This window comes from Sphingobium fuliginis, assembly GCF_015074805.1.
Classification (GTDB): Bacteria; Pseudomonadota; Alphaproteobacteria; order Sphingomonadales; family Sphingomonadaceae; genus Sphingobium; species Sphingobium fuliginis.
This window is the reverse complement of sequence record NZ_CP060035.1, coordinates 3,104,843-3,125,873: the sequence shown is the minus strand read 5'-3', so window position 1 is coordinate 3,125,873 and position 21,031 is coordinate 3,104,843. Positions and strand designations below refer to the sequence as shown.

The window sequence follows — 21,031 nt, the reverse complement described above, 5'->3', positions numbered from 1 at the left end:
TGAAGGCATGAGTCCAGGTCTCTCTCATCTATCACGGCAGCGTCTGGCTTGGGTTCTTATGAGGCACTTGTCTGTTTCGAGGAACCTTTGCAGGGGCGCGGAGTGTTGGACGGCAGCATGACCAATCATCATCCAACGCCTCTGCCCGCAAAGAGAATTCCATGGATAGGGCATCCCATCCGGACACCCGGGCCGAAGGTAAAAGGCCCGCTGCGCCAGTCGCGCAGCGGGCCTTTTCAGTGCGTGAAGCGGCAGGCGGGCAGAGCCGCGCTGGAGCCTTCCGGTTGATCCGGCCGGAAAGCCCGTCAGCGCTTATTCGCCATCATCCTCCGCTTCGGGTCCGGCCATCATCCCTTCGGCGACCTCCTCGGTCTTTCCGCGGATCGCCTTTTCCAGCTTGTCCGCCATTTCGGGATGTTCTTTCAGAAAGGTTTTCGCATTCTCGCGACCTTGCCCGATGCGAACCGAGTCATAGGAGAACCAGGCGCCCGACTTCTCGACCAGGCCGGCCTTCACGCCGATGTCGAGCAGTTCGCCGATCTTGGACACGCCCTCGCCATACATGATGTCGAATTCGACCTGCTTGAAGGGCGGCGCGACCTTGTTCTTGACCACCTTCACGCGGGTCGCGTTGCCGACAATGTCCTCGCGATCCTTGATCTGGCCGGTGCGACGGATGTCGAGGCGAACCGAGGCGTAGAATTTGAGCGCGTTGCCGCCCGTCGTCGTTTCGGGATTGCCGTACATGACGCCGATCTTCATGCGGACCTGGTTGATGAAGATCACCAGACAGCGCGAGCGGGAGATGGAGCCGGTCAGCTTGCGCAGCGCCTGGCTCATCAGGCGGGCCTGCAGGCCGACATGGCTGTCGCCCATCTCGCCCTCGATTTCGGCACGCGGAACCAGCGCGGCGACCGAGTCCACCACCAGCACGTCGATGGCATTGGAGCGCACCAGCGTGTCGACGATCTCCAGCGCCTGCTCACCGGTATCCGGCTGCGACACGATCAGTTCGTCGATGTCGACGCCCAGCTTCTTCGCATAGCCCGGATCGAGCGCATGTTCCGCATCGACAAAGGCCGCGATGCCGCCGGTCTTCTGCGCTTCTGCAATGGCGTGCAGCGCCAGCGTGGTCTTGCCCGAGCTTTCCGGGCCATAAATCTCCACAATACGTCCGCGCGGCAGGCCACCAATGCCAAGCGCGATGTCCAGCCCCAGCGATCCGGTCGAGATCGCCTCGATCTCGATCTTCTCGCGGCTGCCCAGCTTCATGGCCGACCCCTTGCCGAAGGCACGGTCGATCTGGGAAAGGGCCGCTTCCAATGCTTTCTGTCTGTCCATTGTCCCTGTCTTCTTGGAATCGATGAGTGAGAGCATTGCGGTCATCGGCCTATCCCCTGTCAAGCGGAACGCGCCGGTCCGGATGGCGCGTGGCCACCATGTATCCTGTTTGTTCTAATGGAACAAGAGGGGAACGAAATTTTCTTATGCGGCGCTCAGCGCCTTGTTCAGCGCGCGCTCGACCGCGCCGATCGTGAAGGGCTTGGCCAGGGTTGGCCGGTCGGCATGGCTGGTCGGCAGATCGTCCGCCATGCCGCCCGTCGCGAAGACGAAGGGTATGCCGCTCTGCGCCAATATGTCCGCAACGGGCCAGCTTTTCTCGCCATGCAGGTTGCAATCGAGCAGCGCCGCGTCGAAGCCGCCCTCGCGCGCCTTGGCGCAGGCATCATCGACCGATTCGGCAATGGCGTGCAGCCGGTATCCGAGCGTGTCGAGATAATCCTCCAGCATCATGCCGATCATTGCCTCATCCTCGACGATCAGGATGGTCTTGCCGTCAGACATGCTTGCGGTCCCCAATCTTACCCATCGCAACCCCAAAGGCCTTTTCCCACCGGCATAATCGACAAGCCGCGCGGAAGTTCATTCTTCAAATTCATTCCGCCGCAGGACGCATCGCCAGAGCATCCCGCGCCGCTTCCGCCAACTGGCTGACGGAAAAGGGTTTCGGAAGGAAAGCCACATTGGCGATGTCGATCGATTTGCGCAACTGTTCCTCGGCATAGCCCGACATGAACAAGACCGGCAGGTCCGGATGGCTCGCCCGCGCCCGCGCCACCATCGATGGGCCGTCCATGTTCGGCATCACCACATCGGAAATCAACAGGTCGATCTTCTCGTCTCCGGCCAGCACTTCCAGCCCCTGTTCGCCGTCATTGGCTGTCAGCACCTTATAGCCCTGGCGCGACAAAGCCCGTTCCGCGACGGCGCGCACCATATCCTCATCCTCCACCAGCAGCACGGTGCCGGTGCCCCAGGTTTCGCTGCGGCGCACGGGCGCCTTGGGCTGGGCGGCCTGATCGACATCGGCGCCCTGATAGACGGGCAGGTAGATGACGAAGCTCGCCCCGCGGCCAAGCTCCGATTCCGCGAAGATGAACCCGCCCGACTGCTTGACGATGCCGTAGACGGTGGAGAGGCCAAGGCCCGTCCCCTTGCCCAGTTCCTTCGTGGTGAAGAAGGGTTCGAAGATCTTCGAAAGAATGTCGGGCGGGATGCCCAGCCCCGTGTCGGACACCCGCACCGCCGTATAGTCGGCTGGCGGCAATATGTCCGACCGCATCTCCCGCACCTTGGCGGCGGGCACGCCGTAGGTCTGGATATTGAGCGTGCCGCCGTCCGGCATGGCGTCGCGGGCGTTGACGGCCAGGTTGACGATCACCTGCTCCAGCTGGCCGGGGTCGGCCCGCACCGCGCCCAGATTGCGGCCATGGCTGACTTCCAGCTTGACGCTCTCGCCCAGCAGGCGCTTCAGCAGGTTGGAGACGTCCGCGACGATGTCGGGCAACTGCAATATCTGCGGCCGCAACGTCTGCTGGCGCGAGAAGGCGAGCAACTGCCGCGTCAGCCCCGCCGCGCGGTTGCTGTTCGACTTGATCTGCTGGATGTCGTCATAATCGCTGTCGCCCGGCGTATGGCGCATCAGCATCAGGTCGCAATGGCCGATGATCGCGGTCAGGATATTGTTGAAGTCATGCGCCACGCCGCCCGCGAGCTGGCCGATCGCCTGCATCTTGGTCGCCTGCGCGACCTGGCGCTTGAGCTTGCTCTCCTCGCTATTGTCCTTGAGGGAAAGCAGCACCGCCGCCTCGCCCAACCCGCGCACGCCGGCCAGGCTGAGCGCGATCGGCTCGTCCGGTTGGTTGCGCATGCGCACGGCGACATCGCCCGACATTTGCGGCCCGACCGCAAAGCGCCGCACGGCGTCGGCCACCGCCGCCTGATCTTCCCGCACCACCAGGTCGCCGGGATAGCTGGGCTTCTCCTCGGGCTTGACGCCCGCCGCCCTCGAAAAGGCCTTGTTCATGAACAGGACGCGACCGTCGCGATCCGCCATGGCGAGGCCGAAGGGCAGCAGCGACAACAGCGTCTCGATATAGGAAAGCGCCGACGTGCCGCCCGCATTGCCCGCCGGCTCGTCGATCAGCAGCAGCAGCATCGGCCCGTCCTGCGCACCCGATTGCGCGCCCGCCGGCTGGGCGGCGCGCTTCAGCGGCACCTGCAACAGCCGCAGCGGAATGCCGCCCGATTCCTCCCGCGCCAGGAACAGCCGTCCCTTGTCGTCCACCCGCATGTGGGCGGCGAAATCGCGCCCGGTGATATTGGCGTCGATCCGTCCGGCGGCGCGCAGCAGGAAGGCGCCGTTGGCGGCCCGGATGCGACCCTCCCCGCCGATCATCACCGCCATGATGCCCGCTTCGCCCAATTGCCGCCCGGCTTCCCCGGTCAGCAGGCGGTGCACATCGTCCAGCGCGCTCGGCTGGCGCACCGGGGAAAAGCGCCACAGCAGATAATCCTCCGACCGGCCGGTGCGGCAGAGGAAGGCATCCAGTCGCAGCGCACCCTGCACGATCCCTTCCACCCGCGCCTCGCCGTCGCGCCAGGCGGCGCGGGCGGCGTTGCCCAGACTGTCGGACAGGCTGCTGTCGCCGGTGACATGGGGCGGCGTGGGGAAACCGGGAAACCATTCCCCGAACAGGTCGCTGGCGCAGACCAGCCGCCCGGCGCGATCGGTGACGGCGATCGCCATGTTGGAGGCATCCGCCGCCGCGCGCGCCACGGTCCAGTCGGGCACGGCCTCACCCACGGCTACTTCCTGCGGATAGAGCCGGCGATACCACCCCAGCAGCGCCGCCCCGGCCAGCAGCGCGGCGCCGAACCCGGCGCCCAGCGCCCAGTTGCCGGCGGCATAGACCACCAGCCCGGCGGACATCAGCGCCAGCAGGATGAGCAGCGGCAGGGCCAGGGGCGACGACCTGTCGGCCGCCCAGGCGTCTCCATCCCTGATCACACGCGCGGACACGGCCCGGCTATCCCCCTGCATTCACAATGGACTACCCGCTCCCGCCGGTCAGGCCGAAGCGACCTCCTCCAATGCGCTGCTTTCGCGTGCCTTGCCAATCCTCAATTTGCGGGCATGCCATTTCCGGCCCATGCGATGACGCCAGATCCAGTCGGCCAGGAAGTAGCCGACCACCGCAAAGGCCAGGGAAATCAGCGCCAGCCCCAGCAGCATGGCGGGCGCCGCCTCCGAAAAGAGCCAGGCGCACCATTCGCGGATCGAGGCATGCCGGTCGATCAGCGCCATGAAGCCCGATGCATCCGCCGACCGTCCGAGCAGCCAGTTGCCCATATAGACCGACGCCATCAGGAACAGCGGCGTGGTCGCGGGATTGGAGAGGAAGGTCATCGCCGCCGCCAGCGGGATGTTCGCCCGGAACGGCAGCGCCAGCAGCGCCGCGCCCGCGATCTGCACGCCGGGGATCAGCAGGAAGATGCCGACCAGCAGCCCCAATGCCACGCCGCGCGGCACCGAACGCCGGGTGAAGCGCCACAGCGAGGGTTCCAGCACCCGGTGCGCCACCGGGGCCAAAAAGCGGTTGTTTTCCAGCGATTCGCGGGTTGGCGCATTGGCGTGCCACCAGCGGGAGAGCCTGTTGTCCATCAGCGATGCGCCTTCATGATGCGCTGCTGATCGCGCTTCCAGTCGCGTTCCTTGATCGTGTCGCGCTTGTCATGGGTCTTCTTGCCCTTGGCCAGCGCCAGCTCGACCTTCGCCTTGCCCCGGCTGTTGAAATAGATCGACAGCGGCACCAGCGTCATTCCCTTGCGCTCGACAGCGCCATGCATGCGGGCGATCTCCCGCTGGTGCAGCAGCAGCTTGCGGGGGCGCTTGGGCTCATGGTTGAAGCGGTTGCCATGGCTGAATTCGGGGATGTTGCTGTTGACCAGCCACACCTGCTCGCCCTTCACCTCGGCATAGCTTTCCGCGATATTGCCCTCGCCGAAGCGCAGCGACTTCACCTCGGTCCCTTGCAGGGCGATCCCAGCCTCGAACACATCCTCCAGGAAATATTCGAAACGGGCGCGCCGGTTCTCGGCGACGATCTTCTTCTTGTCGAAGGCTTCGGGACGGGGACGGGCCATTATTCTCTAACTAACTCGCTTCACCATATAGGCCCGCGGGACGATCAAACCAGTCCCGCGATCTCCAGAGCCCGGTCGACGGCGGCACGGCTCGATTCCGACGGCCAGGTGATCGGCAGGCGGACCTCGCCGGACATGTCGGGCCGAACGCGCGTAAGGGCATATTTGACCGGGCCGGGTGAAGAATCGCTGAACAGGGCATCATGCAGGGGGTAGAGACGATCCTGAAGCGCAAGGGCGCCATGCCAGTCGCCGTTTGCCGTCGCCCGCTGGAATTCGGCGCAAAGGCGCGGCGCGACATTGGCCGTGACCGAAATGCAGCCCCTGCCGCCCATTGCATTGAAACCCAGCGCCGTTTCGTCATTGCCGGAAAGCTGACAGAAATCGGCCCGGCAGGCGAGGCGCTGTGCGCTGACCCGCCCCAGATTCCCGGTGGCGTCCTTGATGCCGACGATGGTCTGGAATTCCTCCGACAGGCGGTGGATGACCGGCACGCCGATGTCGGTGATCGTGCGGCTGGGCACGTTGTAGAGGATTATCGGCAGCGAACAGCGCTCCGCCAGATGCGCGAAATGCCGGTATACCCCCTCCTGATTGGGCTTGTTGTAATAGGGCGCGACCACCAGCGCCGCATCGGCCCCCGCCGCCTGCGCCGCGAACATATGCTCCAGCGCGATGCGGGTGTCGTTGGAACCGCAACCCGCGATCACCGGCACGCGGCCCGCCGCCTGGTCGACGCAGATGGCGATGACGCGATTATGTTCCTCGACCGTCATGGTCGCGCTTTCGCCCGTCGTGCCGCAAGGGACGAGCGCGCTGCTGCCTTCCCCGATCTGCCAGTCGACGAAGGCGCGAAAAGCCGCCTCGTCCACCGCCCCGTTGCGGAAGGGCGTGATCAGTGCCGGAATCGACCCGGAAAACATGCAACAAACTCCTTCAATTCACCGGGATTCCGGGGCATGATAGCGTGAAACACGCGAACGGCGCGCTATAGCGCGTCATTCAGGGCCTGATAAGGATGCAATTGCGATAATGTCCAGTAGGGTACCGCTCTCCTGTCTTGAAACTGCCCCGGAAGCCCTCACGGTTCGTATGCCACTGATTGCTCTTTTGCTTTTCACAGCCGGCGCCAGCGCCCAGACCGAAACCACCGGCCCCGCGCCAGCCGCGGCCTATCCGCCCGGCGCCGTGGTGCAGCCTGTTCCCAGCTCCAGCGAGCCCAGCCCGTGGCAGCGCGCGCAAAGCCGAATCGGCGTGGCGAGCGATCCGTCGATCTCCGGCACGATCAGCCAGTGGCGCGCGCTCCAGCAGAGCGATGGCCTGGGCTCCTCCACCTATATGAGCTTCATCATGGCCAATCCCGGCTGGCCGGGCGAGGACCGGATGCGGCGGCTGGCGGAAACCGGCATCAATCCCAACAGCTACGATCCCGGGCAAGTCATCGCCTTCTTCACCCGCTTCCCGCCGCGCACCGCCACCGGCAATGCCCGCTATGCGCTGGCGCTGATGCAGCAGGGCCGCATGGGCGAGGCGCGGGTCGCCGCGCGCAACGCGTGGGTCGGCGGCACGCTTTCCCCCGATGACGAGGCGCGGCTGCTTTCGCTCTTCGGCGCGGGATGGACATCGGTGGAGCATGACCTGCGCGCCGACGCGCTGCTGTGGAAGGGCGACGTCATGGGCGCGCAGCGGAGGCTTGCCTATGTCTCGCCGGCCCGCCGCCCGGTCTATGAGGCGCGCATCGCCTTCCGCCAGAAGGCGCCCGACGCGGCGATGAAGATGCAGTTGGCGGAGGCCGTGGGCGCGACCGACGCCGGATTCGTCGCGGACAAGGCGACATGGCTGCTCAACACGGGCAACTGGATCGCCGGCCGCCAATATCTCGCCAACCGTCCGGCGTTGACCTTCCGTCCCGGCGACGCGGAAAAATGGTATGAAACGCTGCTGACGCAGGCGCGCGCCGCCGCCAATGACAGCCAGTGGAGCTTCGCCTACGGCATCGCCAGCAAGCTGGACGACGCCTATCTGCCCGGCACCGACGTCAACAGCCGGCCCATTGGCGAGCGCGACGATTATACCAGCCTTGCCTGGCTGGCGGGATCGACGGCCTTCTACAACCTTGGCAAGCCGCTGGACGCGATGGAGATGTTCCGCCGCTACGCCACAGCCGCCAAGTCGCCGCAGACCCAGTCCAAGGGCTTCTACTGGGCGGGTCGCGCCGCGCTCCAGGCCGGCGACGCCGCAACCGCGAACAGCTATTTCGCCCGCGCGGGGGCCTTTCCGGACCAGTTTTACGGCCAGCTTGCGCTCGAACGGCTGGGCCGGCCGATCCCTGCCCCAGCGGCCGTGGAACGTCCGGTCGAAATCTCCGCCGCGGAGCGCACGGCCTTCGCCAACCGCTCGGTCGTCCGGGCGGTGAAGGCGCTGGGCCAGATGGGCTATTGGGAAGATCAGAGCAAATTCGCCCGCGCCATCGCCAATAATGCCGACAGCGATGCCGACCATTATCTCGCCGTCGAACTCGCGCAGAGCATCGGACGGCCCGACATGGGCGTGATGGTCGGCCGCCGCGCCGTGTCGAGCGGCCTCACCGGCTATGGCGAAAGCGCCTTTCCCCGCGTGCCCGTGCCGTCGGAGGCGCAATATAACTGGACGATGGTCCACGCCATTGCCCGGCAGGAAAGCCAGTTCGACCGGCAGATCGTCAGCCATGCGGGCGCACGCGGGCTGATGCAACTGATGCCCGGCACCGCCCGCGAACAGGCGGGGAAGCTGGGAATGAGCTATGACGCCAGTTCGCTCAACGATCCCAGTTACAACATCATGCTCGGCTCCTCCTATTTCCAGCGGATGCTCGATTATTATGGCGGCAGCTATCCGTTGGCGGTGGCGGCCTATAATGCCGGGCCGGGCAATGTGAACCGCTGGATCGCCGCCAATGGCGACCCGCGCCTGCCCGGCGCCGACATGCTGCGCTGGATCGAGCAGATTCCGCTTTTCGAAACGCGCAACTATGTCCAGCGCGTGCTGGAAAACGCCGTGGTCTATGAGGCGATGAACCCGCAGCGCGCCCGCTTCCGGGGCACGACGACGCCGCTGTCCAAATATCTCGGCAAGCAGACGCCGGGCTGAACTTGCGCTATGGGCGGGGCATGAGCACTCCCCATCCCAACTATATCACTCCGGAAGGTTTCGCGAAGCTGCGCGCCGAATATGACCAGCTCCTAGGAGTCGAGCGCCCGAAGATCGTGGAAGTGGTAAGCTGGGCGGCCGGCAATGGCGACCGCAGCGAAAATGGCGACTATCTCTACGGCCGCAAGCGGATGCGCGAGATCGACGGCCAGTTGAAGCGCCTCTCGCGCAAGATGAAGGACGCCAGGGTCGTCGACCCGCGCCAGCAGCCCGACAAGAGCAAGGTCTATTTCGGCGCCACCGTCACCATCGCGGACGAGGACGACAACCACCGCACCGTCACGCTGGTGGGCAATGACGAGACGGACGCCGCCGCCGGCCGCATCGGCTGGAGCACGCCCATCGCCCGCGCCCTGCGCGGCGCTGCCGTGGGCGACCTGCGCCGCGTGGTGCTGCCCGCGGGCGAGCGGGAATATGAGGTGATGGCGATCAGCTATCCGGCGTGATGATCGGCCATGCCAAGACAAACCGCCGGAGCAGCCCGCTAATCGTCCCGCCGCAATATCACGTTGAGCCGCTCCATCACCTCGGCGATCGGCTCGATCACGGTGACGCTGCGTCCCTCTCCGAAGCGGATGCGGGTGCCGTCCGTCACCGATGACACGAAGGTGACCTGCGCGGCATTGACGGCGGTTTCGGTCCGGTCGGCGCCCACGAACATGACGAGCATGCTTCCTCTCCTTCTTTCTGGAAGGAGAGCCTAACCCGAATTCCGCCCGAAGCCAGCCCTTTTCCCTTCAGGCGGCCTGAATTGCGCGGATGAAGGCGCTGGCGCGGTCATCCAGCCGATGCGCCTCTTCCGACAGGCGGCTCGCCGCGTCGCGCATCGCCTGCGCATCGGCCACCGCCGCCCCCGCATTGACGCTGATCTGACTGGCGCTGGCGCGGACATGCCCGCTCGCCTCGCCCGCCTCCGCCACGCTGTCCGCAATCGCCCGGCTGAATGCGCCATGCCGCGCCACCGCCGTAAAGACGGAGGCCGAAAGCCGATCCGCCGTCGCGATCGCTGCATCCATATGCGCATGGCCCTGCGCGACATGGCCGACGGTCGCGCGGATATGGTCGATCCGCCGCGCAATCTCCGCCGCCGCATCGCGTGTCTGGCCCGCCAGCGTCTTGACCTCCCGCGCGACCACGGCAAAGCCCCGCCCGGCGTCCCCGGCCCGCGCCGCCTCTATCCCGGCATTGAGCGCCAGCGTCGTCGTCGCCCGCGCAATCGCGTCGATCAGCGCGGTCACTTCCCCGATCCCGTCGGCCTGCGCGCTCAGCATCCTTGTCTGCGCCGCACCCGATTGCGTCTGGTCGACGGCGGCGCGAATGGCGGCCCCCGCCTCGCGCACTTCGTCCTCCATCGCCTGGAACAGCAGCCCCAGCTCCCGCCCGGACCCGGCGATTCCGGCCAGATTGTCGGCGGTCTGCGCCGCCGCCACCGCCATGCCGGCCGACGCATGCCCGTTATGCGCGGACCGTTCCGCCGCATCTTCGGCCAGACGCGACAGCATGTCCGCCATCGCCGCCATGTCCCCTGTCAACGCCTGGACATCGGCCCGGAACGTCGCGCTCTCCCGCGTCACCCGTTCCAGCCGCTCGACCCTCGCCAACGCCACCCGCGCATCCCGCTCCGCCGCCAGCCGGAGCAGAAGCTGCCCACCCGCGACCCCGGCATAGCGATCCCCGTCCACCACGATCAGGCCTTCGCAGCCCTGCCCCTGCGCGGCATAGAGGTCGATCAGCGCCTCGATGCTGGCGCGCCGCTCGACCGTCGCGCAGTGCCGGACATGATCGTCCAGCCGCCCACCGAAGCTGGGATTGCGCAACAGGGCATGGCCGAAGGGATTGAACAGGATGCGCCGCATGTCGCATTCGTAGATCGCTCCCACGGGCCTGTCGGCGGCATCGAGTACCGGCAGCAGCCGCAGCGCCGGGTCATGCTGGAAATGATCGACCGCCTCGCTGAGCGGCCGCCCCAGCCGGATCGCCGGGCTGGGCGTCATGAGGATCGGACCGGCCGAAGGGTCCAGGGATCGGTCTAGCATTGGGGGTGCGTACATAGGGGCCGGTTAAGCCCATAATGGTAAATGAGCCGTTAGATTTTGATGACGATTTTGTTACAAGATGTTGATTTTCAGTGATTTTCTTACGGAACCCTATAGCCGTAGGCCTTGGCGGCCAGCTTCACCACCTCCGGATCGGCTTCCGGAAAATCCATCGGCACCAGCTTTTCCAATCGCTTGGCAACATAGGAGAGCGCCGCGATCCGACCCGCCCGACGGTGATTATTGTCGATGGCATGCCAGGGCGCCACCTTGGTGTCGGTCTTGCGGAACATGTCGTGCATGGCGTCCAGATAATCGGCCCGCCTTGCGCGGTTGCGATAATCGTCCGCGCCGGTCTTCCACCGCTTCCACGGCGTGTCGAGCCGCTGGGCGAGCTGTTCGTCCTGCGTCTCTTGCGTGATGTGGACGAACAGCTTGACGATGTTGGTCCCGGCGTCGACCTGCTGCCTTTCGAAGGCGTTGATCTCTTCATAGGCGCGCTTCCATTCGCCCTTGGAACAGAAGCCCTCGACCCGCTCGACCAGCACCCGGCCATACCAGCTCCGGTCGAAGATCGCGATGTTGCGCCCCGCCGGCAGCCGCGTCCAGAAACGCCAGAGGAAGTGCCGGTCGCGCTCCTCCTCCGTCGGGGCGGAAATGGGGTGGACCTTGTAATAGCGCGGGTCCCAGTCGGCGGTCATGCGCTTGATGATGCCGCCCTTGCCCGCCGCATCCCACCCCTCCAGCAGGATGACGCTGCGCCGGTCGTGGATGATGTGCGCGACCTGGATCTTGGCGAGCCGCTCCTGCAATTCGGCCAGCTTCGCCTCATAATCGCCCTTGAACGTCGCGCCCTTCTCATAATCGGCAAGGTCGATGGTCATGTCTGCACCTTCCACTGGCCCCGGCGGCAAAGCACGAGCTTATACCAAAGCACCGAACCCGCAATCTGGGCGGCGGTTGCAATCAGGCCGGGCCGCCCCTCCCCGGCATCGAGCCAGCTGGTCCAGACCACATAGGCCAGCGCGAGCAGGGTGACGACCGGCGCAAGCGGATAAAGCGGCATGCGATAGGGCGCATGGGCGCTCGCCCCACTGCGCCGCCCGGCCATGGCGGCCAGCGCGATGCCGCCATAGATCGCCACCAGCCCGGTGCCGTTCAGCACCAGCAGCATGGATAGCGGCAGGAAGCAGGCGAGCGTTCCCATCCCGCCGACGATCAGCGTCCCGATCCAGGGCGAATCGAAGCGCGGATGGATCGCCACCAGCCAGTCGTCGATGCGCGGAATCCAGGCCCGGTCCCGCCCGGTCGAATAGAAGAAGCGGGCGCAGGCCAGCACGCAGGCGATGATCGCGTTCACGATCGCAAGCACGATGCCGACCGACACGAGCGCCGAAAGGCCGGCGCTCCCCCGCTGCCGCACCAGCAGGCCAAAGGGATCGTCGACGGTCAGCAGGGTCGCAAGGTCGATCCTCGCCAGCAGCAGCGCGAGCAAGGGCACGCCTTCGAACAGCAGCGCGAGGCCGAGCGCGGCGAGGATGGTTCCGGCGATCCGTCTGGGCGCCTCATGCATCTCCTCCCCGAAATAGACCGCCATGCCATAGCCGTTGAGCGCGAAGATCGCGATGGTCGTCGCCACCCCGATGGAGGCGGCGCTGGCCGGGACGAAGCCCTGCCCCGCCGCTGCAACCACCGGATCGGTCAGGAATTCCAGCGCCGGCCGCGCATGGTCGGCAAAGCCCAGCACCATCACCACGGCCACGGCTGCCAGTTCGACCAGCAGGAACAGCCCGGTGATGACCGCATTCACGCGGATATTGAGGATCGCGACCAGCGTCGATCCGATCATCACCGCCACCGCGACCGGCACGGCGGGCAGGCCCGGCACCACCGTCGCCATGACCGATGCGATGCCCAGCGCCGCGACAGGCGGGAAGAGCACATTGTTGAAGACATTGACGCCCAGCATGACGAAACCGGCCATCGGCCCCAGCGTCTGGGCCACCGCGACATATTCCCCGCCCGCCACCGGCCAGGCGGAGGAGAGTTCGGCATAGATGAAGGCGGTGGTGACGCAGATCAGGCTGGCGAGGATCATCGCCCAGATCGCGCCGGTCCCGGCCTCCTGCAACATGCCGGGTATGATGACGAAGACGGAGGATGCCGGGGTGGTCGCGGACAGGGTCAGGAACAGGACGCCCGCCACGCCCAGGCTGCGCGCCAGGGCCGGCGGTTTGTCCGGCAACATCTGTTCGTCGAGCATGGCCTGTCCCCCTTGCCCGTCCTTACATCGAAGGTTCAGCGGGAGTGCAAGCCTCTCCTGTCGTTCGGGCTCAGGGCGAGCGGAGGTTGGGAATCAGGCCTTCGCCTGCGGCTCCACGACGCGGATGTGCAGTTCGCGCAACTGCTTGAACTCCGCCGGGCTGGGCGCCCCCATCAGCAGGTCTTCCGCACGCTGGTTCATCGGGAACAGCGTGATCTCGCGCAGGTTCTGCGCCCCGCAAAGCAGCATCACGATGCGGTCCACGCCCGCCGCCATGCCGCCATGGGGCGGCGCGCCATATTGGAACGCGCGATAGAGGCCGCCGAAGCGCTCCTCCACATCGGCCTGGCTGAGGCCCACCTTCTCGAACGCCTTGACCATCAGTTCCGGCGACTGGTTGCGGATCGATCCCGAGGCGATTTCATAGCCGTTGCAGACCATGTCATATTGATAGGCCTTGAGGCTCAGCGGGTCCTGATGCTCCAGCGCATCCAATCCCCCCTGCGGCATGGAGAAGGGGTTGTGCGCGAAATCGATCTTCTTCTCATCCTCGTCATATTCGTAGAAGGGGAAGTCGACGATCCAGCACAGTTCGAAACGATCCCTGTCGATCAGGTCGAGCTGCTCACCCACGCGGATGCGCGCCAGCCCCGCCAGCTTGGCCGCCTGGCTTTCCTTGCCCGCCGCGAAGAAGACGCCGTCATTGGGGCCAAGGCCCAGCGCCTCGATCAGCTTCGCCGTCCGTTCCTCGCCATGGTTCTTGGCGATGGGACCGCCGGGCACGCCGTCCTTGATGTTGATATAGCCAAGGCCCGAATAGCCTTCGCTGCGCGCCCAATTGTTCATGTCGTCGAAGAATTTGCGGCTGCCCGCGCCTGCGCCCGGCGCGGGAATAGCGCGGATCACGCTGCCGCTCTCCACCAGCGAAGCGAAGATGCCGAAGCCGCTGCCGTGGAAATGCTCGGTCACATCGCTGATCAGGATCGGGTTGCGCAGGTCGGGCTTGTCCGACCCATATTTCAGCATCGCCTCGGCATGAGGGATGCGCGGGAAGCTGCCCGCTGGCGTCACCGGCCTGCCGTCGGCGAACGCCTCGAACACCTGCGCGATCACCGGCTCCATGGTGTTCCACACGTCTTCCTGGGTGACGAAGCTCATCTCCAGGTCCAACTGGTAGAATTCGCCCGGCAGGCGGTCGGCGCGCGGGTCCTCGTCGCGGAAGCAGGGCGCGATCTGGAAATAGCGGTCGAAGCCCGCGACCATCAGCAACTGCTTATATTGCTGCGGCGCCTGGGGCAGCGCGTAGAATTTGCCCGCATGGATGCGGCTCGGTACCAGAAAGTCTCGTGCGCCTTCGGGGCTCGACGCCGTCAGGATCGGCGTCGAATATTCGGTGAATCCTGCATCCTCCATGCGGCGGCGCATGTCCCGGATGATCTGCGTGCGCTTGACGATGTTCGCGTGCAGCGTCTCGCGCCGCAGGTCGAGGAAGCGGTAGCGAAGGCGGATGTCCTCCGGATATTCCTGCTCGCCAGCCACCGGCAGCGGCAGGTCGGCGGCGGCGGACAGCACCACCGCGTCCAGCGCGCGAATCTCGATCTCGCCGGTCGGCAGGTTGGGGTTCACCGCTTCCTTCGCCCGCGCGACCACCTTGCCCGTCACCGTGACAACGCTTTCGGCGCGCAGCGACTCGATCACCTGGAACACCGGCCCATCCACCTCGGTGACGATCTGCACCATGCCATAATGGTCGCGCAGGTCGATGAACACCAGGTCGCCATGGTCCCGCTTGCGATGCACCCAGCCGGACACCCGCACCTCATTGCCGACCTCCGCCGTCGTAAGGGCGCCGCAGGTGTGGGTGCGATAGGCATGCATGGCGTTTTTGGTCTTTCAGCTTCGTTTTACGGAAATGACAAATTGTTGCAGCGCCGCTATGGGCAGTCCTGTCAAGCATTGACGAGCCCGTGCGCGACGGGCCAGCCCATAATAAGATCGAAGACCATATGCAAATCCATCCGCTGATTACCGACAGCAAGACTCTCGCCCAATTCTGCGCCCGGATCGCCAAATCGCCCTATATCGCGGTCGATACCGAATTCATGCGCGAAAACAGCTATTGGCCCGATCTCTGCCTGGTGCAGGTCGCGGACGAGCATGAGGCGGCGGCCATCGACCCCAAGGCGCCCGGCCTCGACCTTTCGCCCCTGCTCGACCTGATGGTCGACAATGAGGATGTGCTGAAGGTCTTCCATGCGGGCGGTCAGGACCTGGAGATCATCTACAACCTGACCGGCAAGACCCCCCATCCGATGTTCGACACGCAGATCGCGGCGATGGCGCTGGGGCTGGGCGAACAGATCGGCTACGGCAATCTGGTCGACGCCTGGCTGGGCGTGCAGCTCGACAAGGGCGCGCGCTTCACCGACTGGGCGCGCCGGCCGCTCGACAAGCGGCAGATCGATTATGCGATCGGCGACGTCACCTACCTGATCCAGATATTCCCCAAGATGCTGGAGGAACTGCGCCGGACCGGCCGTGGCGACTGGCTGGATCAGGAGATGGAGCGGATCAGCGATCCCTCCAATTATGAGAACAGGCCCGACGAGGCCTGGCAACGCGTCCGCATCGCCAGCCGCAAGGCCGATGTGCTGGGCCGCCTGAAGGCGCTGGCGGCATGGCGCGAGATGGAGGCGCAGGACAAGAATCTGCCACGCGGCCGCATCGTCAAGGACGAGACGCTGGCCGACATCGCCAGCCACCCGCCGCGCACGCAGGAGGATCTGGGCAAGGTGCGCGGCCTGTCGGCCACCTGGAAGACCAACGACATCGGCAATCGGCTGATGCTCGCCCTTGCCGCGCACAAGCCGCTGGCCAAGGAGGAAATGCCGGAGCGCGACCCCAAGCGGCCGGGCCTGGGCAAGGATGGCGCGCTGGTGGCGGACCTTCTGAAGCTGCTGCTGAAAATCCGTTCGCGCGACATCAATGTCGCCGCGCGCCTCATCGCCCGCAGCGACGACATCGACGCGCTGGCCGCCGGCGTGCGGGAAGACCTCGCGATCCTGGAAGGCTGGCGCTATGAACAGTTCGGCCGCGATGCGGTCGACTTGGTCGAGGGCCGCCTTGCCTTCGCGGTCAAGAATGGCCGCCTCAAGATGACCCGCACGCAATAGGAGTTCAGGACGGATGCGAACCGCCATGCTTCCTCTTCTCTCCCTGCTTGCCGCCTGCGCCGGCGCGAACGGCGAAGGCCCCGCCACGCCACCGCCCACCGCCGAAGGACCATGCCGCGACGAGGGGCTGGACCGCTTCATCGGCCAGACCGCCAGCGCGGCGACCGGCGCCGAGTTGCTCAGGCTTTCAGGCGCGCGCACGCTGCGCTGGGGCGCGCCGGGCATGGCGATGACCATGGATTTCCGCCCGGACCGGTTGACCGTCAGCTATGACGGGAAGATGGCGATCACGACCGCGCGCTGCGGCTGAGGATCGCAATGGAATAAACCTTACCGCACAGCCGTATCCCATCCGGCGCCGGTCGCGATCCCCCTGATCGCGGGCGGCCAGCCCCACGGGTGGTCCCCAAAGGGCGGCGTAGCGGTGGGGCGGGGAGGCAGGCCCCTTCTGGCACCATCGCTACGCCATTCCCGTTTCGTTGCGATCCGTTTAGGGTGCCGGGCAAGAGGAGCGGCCCGATGAACGACACTGACTCCCCCTCCGCGCGGATCGACCGGCGCATCGCGGAACTCAGCGATTGGCGGGGAGAAACGCTTGCCCATGTCCGTGCGCTGATCAGGGAAGCCGATCCGCAGGCGGTCGAGGAATGGAAATGGCGGGGCGTCCCGGTCTGGTCGCATGGCGGCATCCTCTGCACCGGGGAAAGCTACAAGGCGGTGGTCAAGCTGACCTTCGCGAAGGGCGCTTCGCTGGAGGACCCGGCGGGCCTGTTCAACGCCAGCCTGGACGGCAATGTGCGCCGCGCCATCGACATAAGGGAAGGCGAGACAATCGACGCCGACGCGTTCAAGGCGCTGATTCGCGCAGCCGCGGCGCTCAACATGAGCAGGCTGAGAAAGAAAAGTCAGATGACATCTGAATAATGGAAGAGCGGCGCGCCCATAACCAACGGATCAGACAACAGCGCCGCCCACGCCCCATCAACATTCCAGCCCGATCAGCGTCCCGCTGCCGATCCGCCCGACATAACGCTTCCCGTCGATCTCCAGCCAGTCGGGCGTCACTTCCAGCCGCCGCCCCCTGATCGTGGTGCGCAGATGCTCGACGGCAATGCGGTTGCGCGCCACGATGCGCAGCACCGCCAGCCCCTCGCCCCGCGCCGCCATCATGCTGTAGCGGTCGCCGCGCAGCAGGAAGTGCCAGCTACCGTCCGTCGGCATCCACTCATTGCCGTTCACGACCTGCACCGGCTCGCCATCGGGGCCACCCATGCGCACGCTGATGCGGGTCGCGCCATTGCTTCGGCGCGGCGGCGCGAAGATCAGGATCGGCTCCCCCTCCAGCGTCAGCGGGATCGGCGTGTCCCTCAGCAATTGCGAACCGCCCATGATCAGCGTCGGCAATTCCGGCGAGAAGGGCAGGCGGTCCCGCGCGAAATGGCGCTGCCGCACGACGGGATTGGCATGGAAGCCCTGCACCTGCATCGGCGTCAGGCGCCCTTCCTCCACCAGCCCATGGCAGGTGGGGCAGAGCAGCGTCACCCCATGACTTTCGGGCAAGCGAAGATAGCGGTAGATGGTCACGCCACAGCGGACGCAGGCGAAACCGCAAGCCTGACGCACTTCGTCCTGCTGCTGCGCGGTCAGTTCTGGCAGCGACGGCATCACACGCAAGCCCATGCACGACGACCCCTTGCTCACCTGCCCGCGCCACTGCGGACCGGCGTTCCTCCGGCGTCCTTCCTGCTGGCCGTGGGCGCTCCAAAGCACCCCTTCTCGCTATTGCACTATCGTTGAAATAAATGCGGACAAGTCAAGAGGCTGTTCACCATTCTCCTACCGCTGGGGCAGCAGGTCGAGATTGCGCGAAGCCGCGATCGCCCGGATGCGGTCGGGCCGCGGCATGGACCTGATCGCGATTTCCGCCATGTCGCCGGCGCTGAACAGTTCCACATTGCCGACGTTGAAGATGCGCTGGCCCAACGTCTGGGTGATGCGCACGCTGCGGATGCTGGAAAGCGCGATCTCCGTCCGCTGCTTGGCCAGAAGACCCCGTTCCAGCAGCACTTCCCGGTCGGAAAGCGCCAGCCGCTCCCCCTTGTGCAACACCCACCACACGCCGATGGCGAGGATGCCGACGACGGAGATCAGCAGGAGGATGAACAGGAAGGGATGTGCGCGGAACATCGCGGGATGCTCGTCATACAGCCATGTCTCGCTCATGCCGGTCCCCTGCGGTTGGTCGTGAGCATTGACCATGGACGCCCCGCCGCCGTCAAGGCCGCCGGACTTGCGCCGCGGCCGGATAATGGTTATAACATCCGTATGAACACACCGCTCAAGATCACGAAGATCGGCAATTCCGCCGGGGTCATCCTGCCCAAGGAGGTGCTGGCGCATCTCAATGTCGGCGTCGGCGAGACCCTGTCGGTCGTCACCACGCCGCGCGGCATCGAATTGAGCGCAGCCGAACCCGATTTCGACGCTCAGATGGCGGCAGCGCGGGAAGTCATGCAGCGCCGCAAACGCGCACTGCGCGAGCTTGCGAAATAAACCATGCCCCGCAATTGGGTCTGGGTGAGCGCCGAAGTGGCGCTTGCGGCGCATGCCGAACAGTTGGCCGAGCATGGCGGCGGTGAAGGCGTGCGCGACTCAGGCTTGCTGGAAAGCGCCATGGCCCGCCCGCAGAATCTGGCGGCCTATCATGAACCCGATGCGGCGGAACTGGCGGCTGCCTATGCCTACGGCATTGCGCGCAACCATCCCTTTGTCGACGGCAACAAGCGCACCGCCGCAGTTGTCAGCGAAACCTTCCTGGCGCTGAACGGCTATGTGCTGACGGCCACCGACGCCGAGTTGGTAGTAGCCTTCCTGGCTCTCGCGGCCGGAGAACTGAGCGAGGAGGAAACCACCGCCTGGTTTCGGGACCATCTGGCGGCGGAATGAAGTCCCTTTCGTTCGGACAGGAATAGCGTACTCCTGCACCGGCAGGAGCCTCAGTTCTCATCCCCCATGCGCAGCGCGGCGATGAAGGCTTCCTGGGGAATCTGCACGGACCCATATTCGCGCATCCGCTTCTTGCCCTCCTTCTGCTTCTCCAGCAGCTTCTTCTTGCGGGTGATGTCGCCGCCATAGCATTTGGCGGTCACATCCTTGCGCATCGCCGCGATGGTCTCGCGGGCGATCACCTTGCCGCCGATCGCCGCCTGGATCGGAATCTTGAACAGGTGGCGGGGGATCAAATCCTTCAACCGCTCGCACATGCCGCGCCCGCGTGATTCGGCGGTGCCCCGGTGGACGATCATGCTGAGCGCGTCCACCGGCTCATTGTTGACGAGGATGCTCATCTTGACGAGGTCGCCTTCCCGCGCCCCGATCTGATGATAGTCGAAGCTGGCATAGCCGCGCGAAATCGACTTCAGCCGGTCGTAGAAATCGAACACCACCTCGTTGAGCGGCAGTTCATAGGTCACCTGCGCGCGCCCGCCGACATAGGTCAGGTTCTTCTGAATGCCGCGCCGGTCCTGGCAGAGCTTCAGGATCGACCCCAGATATTCGTCGGGGCAGTAGATCACCGCCTCGATCCACGGTTCCTCGATATAGTCGATATGGTTGGCGTCGGGCATGTCGGCGGGGTTGTGCAGATGCCGGACCGTCCCGTCATTCATGTGAATCTCGTACACCACCGAAGGCGCGGTGGTGATGAGGTCCAGATCATATTCCCGGCTCAGCCGCTCCTGAATGATCTCCAGATGCAGCAGGCCCAGGAAACCGCAGCGGAAGCCGAAGCCCAGCGCGGCCGACGTCTCCATCTCGAAGGAGAAGCTGGCGTCGTTCAGCCGCAGCTTGGAAATCGATTCGCGCAGCTTCTCGAAATCATTGGCGTCGACCGGGAACAGGCCGCAGAACACCACCGGCTGCACTTCCTTGAAGCCAGGCAGCGGTTCCTTCGCCGGATTCTTGACCGTGGTGATGGTGTCGCCGACGCGGGTCTGGCTGATGTCCTTGATCTGCGCGGTGATGAAGCCGATCTCGCCCGGCCCCAGTTCGCCCAGTTGCTCGATCTTCGGCCGGAAACAGCCGACGCGGTCGATCAAATGCTCGGTGCCGCCGATCATGAACTTGATGTTCTGGCCCTTCTTGATGACGCCGTTGACGACGCGCACCAGGATGACGACGCCCAGATAGGGGTCGTACCAGCTATCGACCAGCATCGCTTCCAGCGGCGCCTCCCGGTCGCCCTTGGGCGCGGGGATCTTGGCGACCACCGCTTCCAATATGTCATCGATGCCGATGCCCGCCTTGGCGCTCGCCAGCACCGCTTCCGACGCGTCCAGACCAATCACTTCCTCGATCTCCGCCTTCACCTTCTCCGGCTCGGCGGCGGGCAGGTCGATCTTGTTGATGACGGGCACGATCTCATGGTCATGCTCGATCGACTGGTAGACGTTGGCCAGCGTCTGCGCCTCCACCCCCTGCGCGGCGTCCACCACCAGCAACGCGCCCTCGCAGGCGGCGAGCGAACGGCTCACCTCATAGGCGAAGTCGACATGGCCCGGCGTGTCCATCAGGTTCAGCTCATAGGTCTCGCCGTTCTTCGCGACATAGTCGAGGCGCACGGTCTGCGCCTTGATGGTGATGCCGCGTTCCTTCTCGATATCCATGTTGTCGAGCACCTGCGCCGACATTTCCCGGTCGGTCAGGCCGCCGGTGCGCTGGATCAGGCGGTCGGCCAGGGTCGACTTGCCATGGTCGATATGGGCGATGATCGAGAAATTGCGGATGTGCGAGAGATCGGTCATGGCCCGCGCCGATAGCAGCCATTTGAGGGCCTGTCAGCAGGCTCGCACATCCCATGCCTATTAAGGCTATGGCGGTGATAA

General features: G+C 65.3%; 21 protein-coding genes. 7 read left to right on the top strand and 14 right to left on the bottom strand.

Annotated features, from left to right (window positions below):
* Nucleotides 1-312: 312 nt before the first annotated feature.
* The 6 genes from recA to dapA all read right to left on the bottom strand — a co-directional run bounded on the left by recA (nt 313) and on the right by dapA (nt 6,410).
* Nucleotides 313-1,386, bottom strand: a complete 1,074-nt coding sequence (gene recA, locus H5V43_RS15130; RefSeq protein WP_025547442.1) for a recombinase RecA — start codon at nt 1,384-1,386, stop codon at nt 313-315.
* Between the two features lie 99 nt (nt 1,387-1,485).
* Nucleotides 1,486-1,845, bottom strand: a complete 360-nt coding sequence (locus tag H5V43_RS15125) for a response regulator (protein ID WP_025547444.1) — start codon at nt 1,843-1,845, stop codon at nt 1,486-1,488.
* A gap of 91 nt (nt 1,846-1,936) precedes the next feature.
* Nucleotides 1,937-4,363: a response regulator gene (locus tag H5V43_RS15120; protein WP_025547446.1), complete on the bottom strand. Its 2,427-nt coding sequence runs from the start codon at nt 4,361-4,363 to the stop codon at nt 1,937-1,939.
* A gap of 48 nt (nt 4,364-4,411) precedes the next feature.
* A complete protein-coding gene (locus tag H5V43_RS15115) occupies nt 4,412-5,005 on the bottom strand; it encodes a DUF2062 domain-containing protein (RefSeq protein WP_025547448.1) in 594 nt (197 codons plus the stop codon).
* On the bottom strand, nt 5,005-5,487 hold the full coding sequence (gene smpB / locus H5V43_RS15110; protein ID WP_007683053.1) for an SsrA-binding protein SmpB: 483 nt from the start codon (nt 5,485-5,487) through the stop codon (nt 5,005-5,007). Before smpB ends, H5V43_RS15115 begins: the two co-directional genes overlap by 1 nt.
* 44 nt (nt 5,488-5,531) lie before the next feature.
* Nucleotides 5,532-6,410 (bottom strand): 4-hydroxy-tetrahydrodipicolinate synthase, encoded by an 879-nt coding sequence (gene dapA, locus H5V43_RS15105; protein ID WP_025547453.1) that lies wholly within the window; start codon nt 6,408-6,410, stop codon nt 5,532-5,534.
* 169 nt (nt 6,411-6,579) lie between these two features.
* On the opposite strand from dapA, the gene H5V43_RS15100 reads away from it, so the two are divergent.
* On the top strand, nt 6,580-8,616 hold the full coding sequence (locus H5V43_RS15100; RefSeq protein ID WP_025547455.1) for a lytic transglycosylase domain-containing protein: 2,037 nt from the start codon (nt 6,580-6,582) through the stop codon (nt 8,614-8,616).
* Between the two features lie 20 nt (nt 8,617-8,636).
* Complete coding sequence (greB, locus tag H5V43_RS15095; RefSeq protein ID WP_025547457.1) at nt 8,637-9,122, top strand: transcription elongation factor GreB; 486 nt, start codon at nt 8,637-8,639, stop codon at nt 9,120-9,122.
* Nucleotides 9,123-9,160: 38 nt separating this feature from the next.
* Here greB and H5V43_RS15090 read toward each other — a convergent pair whose 3' ends face one another.
* The 5 genes from H5V43_RS15090 to aspS form a co-directional block, all read right to left on the bottom strand.
* Nucleotides 9,161-9,346, bottom strand: a complete 186-nt coding sequence (locus H5V43_RS15090) for a hypothetical protein (protein ID WP_025547459.1) — start codon at nt 9,344-9,346, stop codon at nt 9,161-9,163.
* A gap of 67 nt (nt 9,347-9,413) precedes the next feature.
* On the bottom strand, nt 9,414-10,727 hold the full coding sequence (locus H5V43_RS15085) for a methyl-accepting chemotaxis protein (RefSeq protein WP_025547461.1): 1,314 nt from the start codon (nt 10,725-10,727) through the stop codon (nt 9,414-9,416).
* A gap of 86 nt (nt 10,728-10,813) precedes the next feature.
* Nucleotides 10,814-11,596, bottom strand: coding sequence for a polyphosphate kinase 2 family protein (locus H5V43_RS15080; RefSeq protein ID WP_025547463.1), 783 nt, complete (start codon nt 11,594-11,596; stop codon nt 10,814-10,816).
* Complete coding sequence (locus H5V43_RS15075; protein WP_025547465.1) at nt 11,593-12,975, bottom strand: APC family permease; 1,383 nt, start codon at nt 12,973-12,975, stop codon at nt 11,593-11,595. Before H5V43_RS15075 ends, H5V43_RS15080 begins: the two co-directional genes overlap by 4 nt.
* Before the next feature lie 93 nt (nt 12,976-13,068).
* On the bottom strand, nt 13,069-14,853 hold the full coding sequence (gene aspS / locus H5V43_RS15070) for an aspartate--tRNA ligase (RefSeq protein WP_025547467.1): 1,785 nt from the start codon (nt 14,851-14,853) through the stop codon (nt 13,069-13,071).
* A gap of 128 nt (nt 14,854-14,981) precedes the next feature.
* Here aspS and rnd point away from each other — a divergent pair, with 128 nt between their 5' ends.
* The 3 genes from rnd (at nt 14,982) to H5V43_RS15055 (ending at nt 17,072) form a co-directional block, all read left to right on the top strand.
* Entirely contained in the window at nt 14,982-16,148 is a 1,167-nt protein-coding gene (gene rnd / locus H5V43_RS15065; RefSeq protein ID WP_025547468.1) for a ribonuclease D, read from the top strand.
* Nucleotides 16,149-16,161: 13 nt separating this feature from the next.
* A complete protein-coding gene (locus H5V43_RS15060; RefSeq protein ID WP_025547470.1) occupies nt 16,162-16,458 on the top strand; it encodes an I78 family peptidase inhibitor in 297 nt (98 codons plus the stop codon).
* 209 nt (nt 16,459-16,667) lie between these two features.
* Entirely contained in the window at nt 16,668-17,072 is a 405-nt protein-coding gene (locus H5V43_RS15055) for a DUF1801 domain-containing protein (protein ID WP_025547471.1), read from the top strand.
* Between the two features lie 57 nt (nt 17,073-17,129).
* Here the strand turns inward: H5V43_RS15055 and H5V43_RS15050 are convergent, their stop codons facing one another.
* Nucleotides 17,130-17,813: a hypothetical protein gene (locus H5V43_RS15050; protein WP_025547473.1), complete on the bottom strand. Its 684-nt coding sequence runs from the start codon at nt 17,811-17,813 to the stop codon at nt 17,130-17,132.
* Nucleotides 17,814-17,984: 171 nt separating this feature from the next.
* Nucleotides 17,985-18,371: a PH domain-containing protein gene (locus tag H5V43_RS15045; protein WP_025547475.1), complete on the bottom strand. Its 387-nt coding sequence runs from the start codon at nt 18,369-18,371 to the stop codon at nt 17,985-17,987.
* Nucleotides 18,372-18,473: 102 nt separating this feature from the next.
* Between H5V43_RS15045 and H5V43_RS15040 the strand changes: the two genes are divergently transcribed.
* Complete coding sequence (locus H5V43_RS15040) at nt 18,474-18,701, top strand: AbrB/MazE/SpoVT family DNA-binding domain-containing protein (protein ID WP_025547477.1); 228 nt, start codon at nt 18,474-18,476, stop codon at nt 18,699-18,701.
* 3 nt (nt 18,702-18,704) lie between these two features.
* Entirely contained in the window at nt 18,705-19,094 is a 390-nt protein-coding gene (locus tag H5V43_RS15035; protein WP_025547478.1) for a type II toxin-antitoxin system death-on-curing family toxin, read from the top strand.
* A gap of 50 nt (nt 19,095-19,144) precedes the next feature.
* Here H5V43_RS15035 and lepA read toward each other — a convergent pair whose 3' ends face one another.
* Nucleotides 19,145-20,950 (bottom strand): translation elongation factor 4, encoded by a 1,806-nt coding sequence (gene lepA, locus H5V43_RS15030; protein ID WP_025547480.1) that lies wholly within the window; start codon nt 20,948-20,950, stop codon nt 19,145-19,147.
* Between the last annotated feature and the right edge of the window lie 81 nt (nt 20,951-21,031).

What these genes read in the sequence shown, in the direction of transcription:
- dapA (WP_025547453.1), bottom strand. Translation starts at nt 6,410, where the DNA reads ATGTTTTCCGGGTCGATTCCGGCACTGATCACGCCCTTCCGCAACGGG.
- H5V43_RS15035 (WP_025547478.1), top strand. Translation starts at nt 18,705, where the DNA reads ATGCCCCGCAATTGGGTCTGGGTGAGCGCCGAAGTGGCGCTTGCGGCG.
- recA (WP_025547442.1), bottom strand. Translation starts at nt 1,386, where the DNA reads ATGACCGCAATGCTCTCACTCATCGATTCCAAGAAGACAGGGACAATG.
- H5V43_RS15125 (WP_025547444.1), bottom strand. Translation starts at nt 1,845, where the DNA reads ATGTCTGACGGCAAGACCATCCTGATCGTCGAGGATGAGGCAATGATC.
- H5V43_RS15100 (WP_025547455.1), top strand. Translation starts at nt 6,580, where the DNA reads ATGCCACTGATTGCTCTTTTGCTTTTCACAGCCGGCGCCAGCGCCCAG.
- H5V43_RS15075 (WP_025547465.1), bottom strand. Translation starts at nt 12,975, where the DNA reads ATGCTCGACGAACAGATGTTGCCGGACAAACCGCCGGCCCTGGCGCGC.
- lepA (WP_025547480.1), bottom strand. Translation starts at nt 20,950, where the DNA reads ATGACCGATCTCTCGCACATCCGCAATTTCTCGATCATCGCCCATATC.
- H5V43_RS15045 (WP_025547475.1), bottom strand. Translation starts at nt 18,371, where the DNA reads ATGAGCGAGACATGGCTGTATGACGAGCATCCCGCGATGTTCCGCGCA.
- H5V43_RS15085 (WP_025547461.1), bottom strand. Translation starts at nt 10,727, where the DNA reads ATGTACGCACCCCCAATGCTAGACCGATCCCTGGACCCTTCGGCCGGT.
- rnd (WP_025547468.1), top strand. Translation starts at nt 14,982, where the DNA reads ATGCAAATCCATCCGCTGATTACCGACAGCAAGACTCTCGCCCAATTC.
- H5V43_RS15060 (WP_025547470.1), top strand. Translation starts at nt 16,162, where the DNA reads ATGCGAACCGCCATGCTTCCTCTTCTCTCCCTGCTTGCCGCCTGCGCC.
- H5V43_RS15090 (WP_025547459.1), bottom strand. Translation starts at nt 9,346, where the DNA reads ATGCTCGTCATGTTCGTGGGCGCCGACCGGACCGAAACCGCCGTCAAT.
- H5V43_RS15040 (WP_025547477.1), top strand. Translation starts at nt 18,474, where the DNA reads ATGAACACACCGCTCAAGATCACGAAGATCGGCAATTCCGCCGGGGTC.
- H5V43_RS15050 (WP_025547473.1), bottom strand. Translation starts at nt 17,813, where the DNA reads ATGCCGTCGCTGCCAGAACTGACCGCGCAGCAGCAGGACGAAGTGCGT.
- H5V43_RS15115 (WP_025547448.1), bottom strand. Translation starts at nt 5,005, where the DNA reads ATGGACAACAGGCTCTCCCGCTGGTGGCACGCCAATGCGCCAACCCGC.
- aspS (WP_025547467.1), bottom strand. Translation starts at nt 14,853, where the DNA reads ATGCATGCCTATCGCACCCACACCTGCGGCGCCCTTACGACGGCGGAG.
- smpB (WP_007683053.1), bottom strand. Translation starts at nt 5,487, where the DNA reads ATGGCCCGTCCCCGTCCCGAAGCCTTCGACAAGAAGAAGATCGTCGCC.
- H5V43_RS15080 (WP_025547463.1), bottom strand. Translation starts at nt 11,596, where the DNA reads ATGACCATCGACCTTGCCGATTATGAGAAGGGCGCGACGTTCAAGGGC.
- greB (WP_025547457.1), top strand. Translation starts at nt 8,637, where the DNA reads ATGAGCACTCCCCATCCCAACTATATCACTCCGGAAGGTTTCGCGAAG.
- H5V43_RS15055 (WP_025547471.1), top strand. Translation starts at nt 16,668, where the DNA reads ATGAACGACACTGACTCCCCCTCCGCGCGGATCGACCGGCGCATCGCG.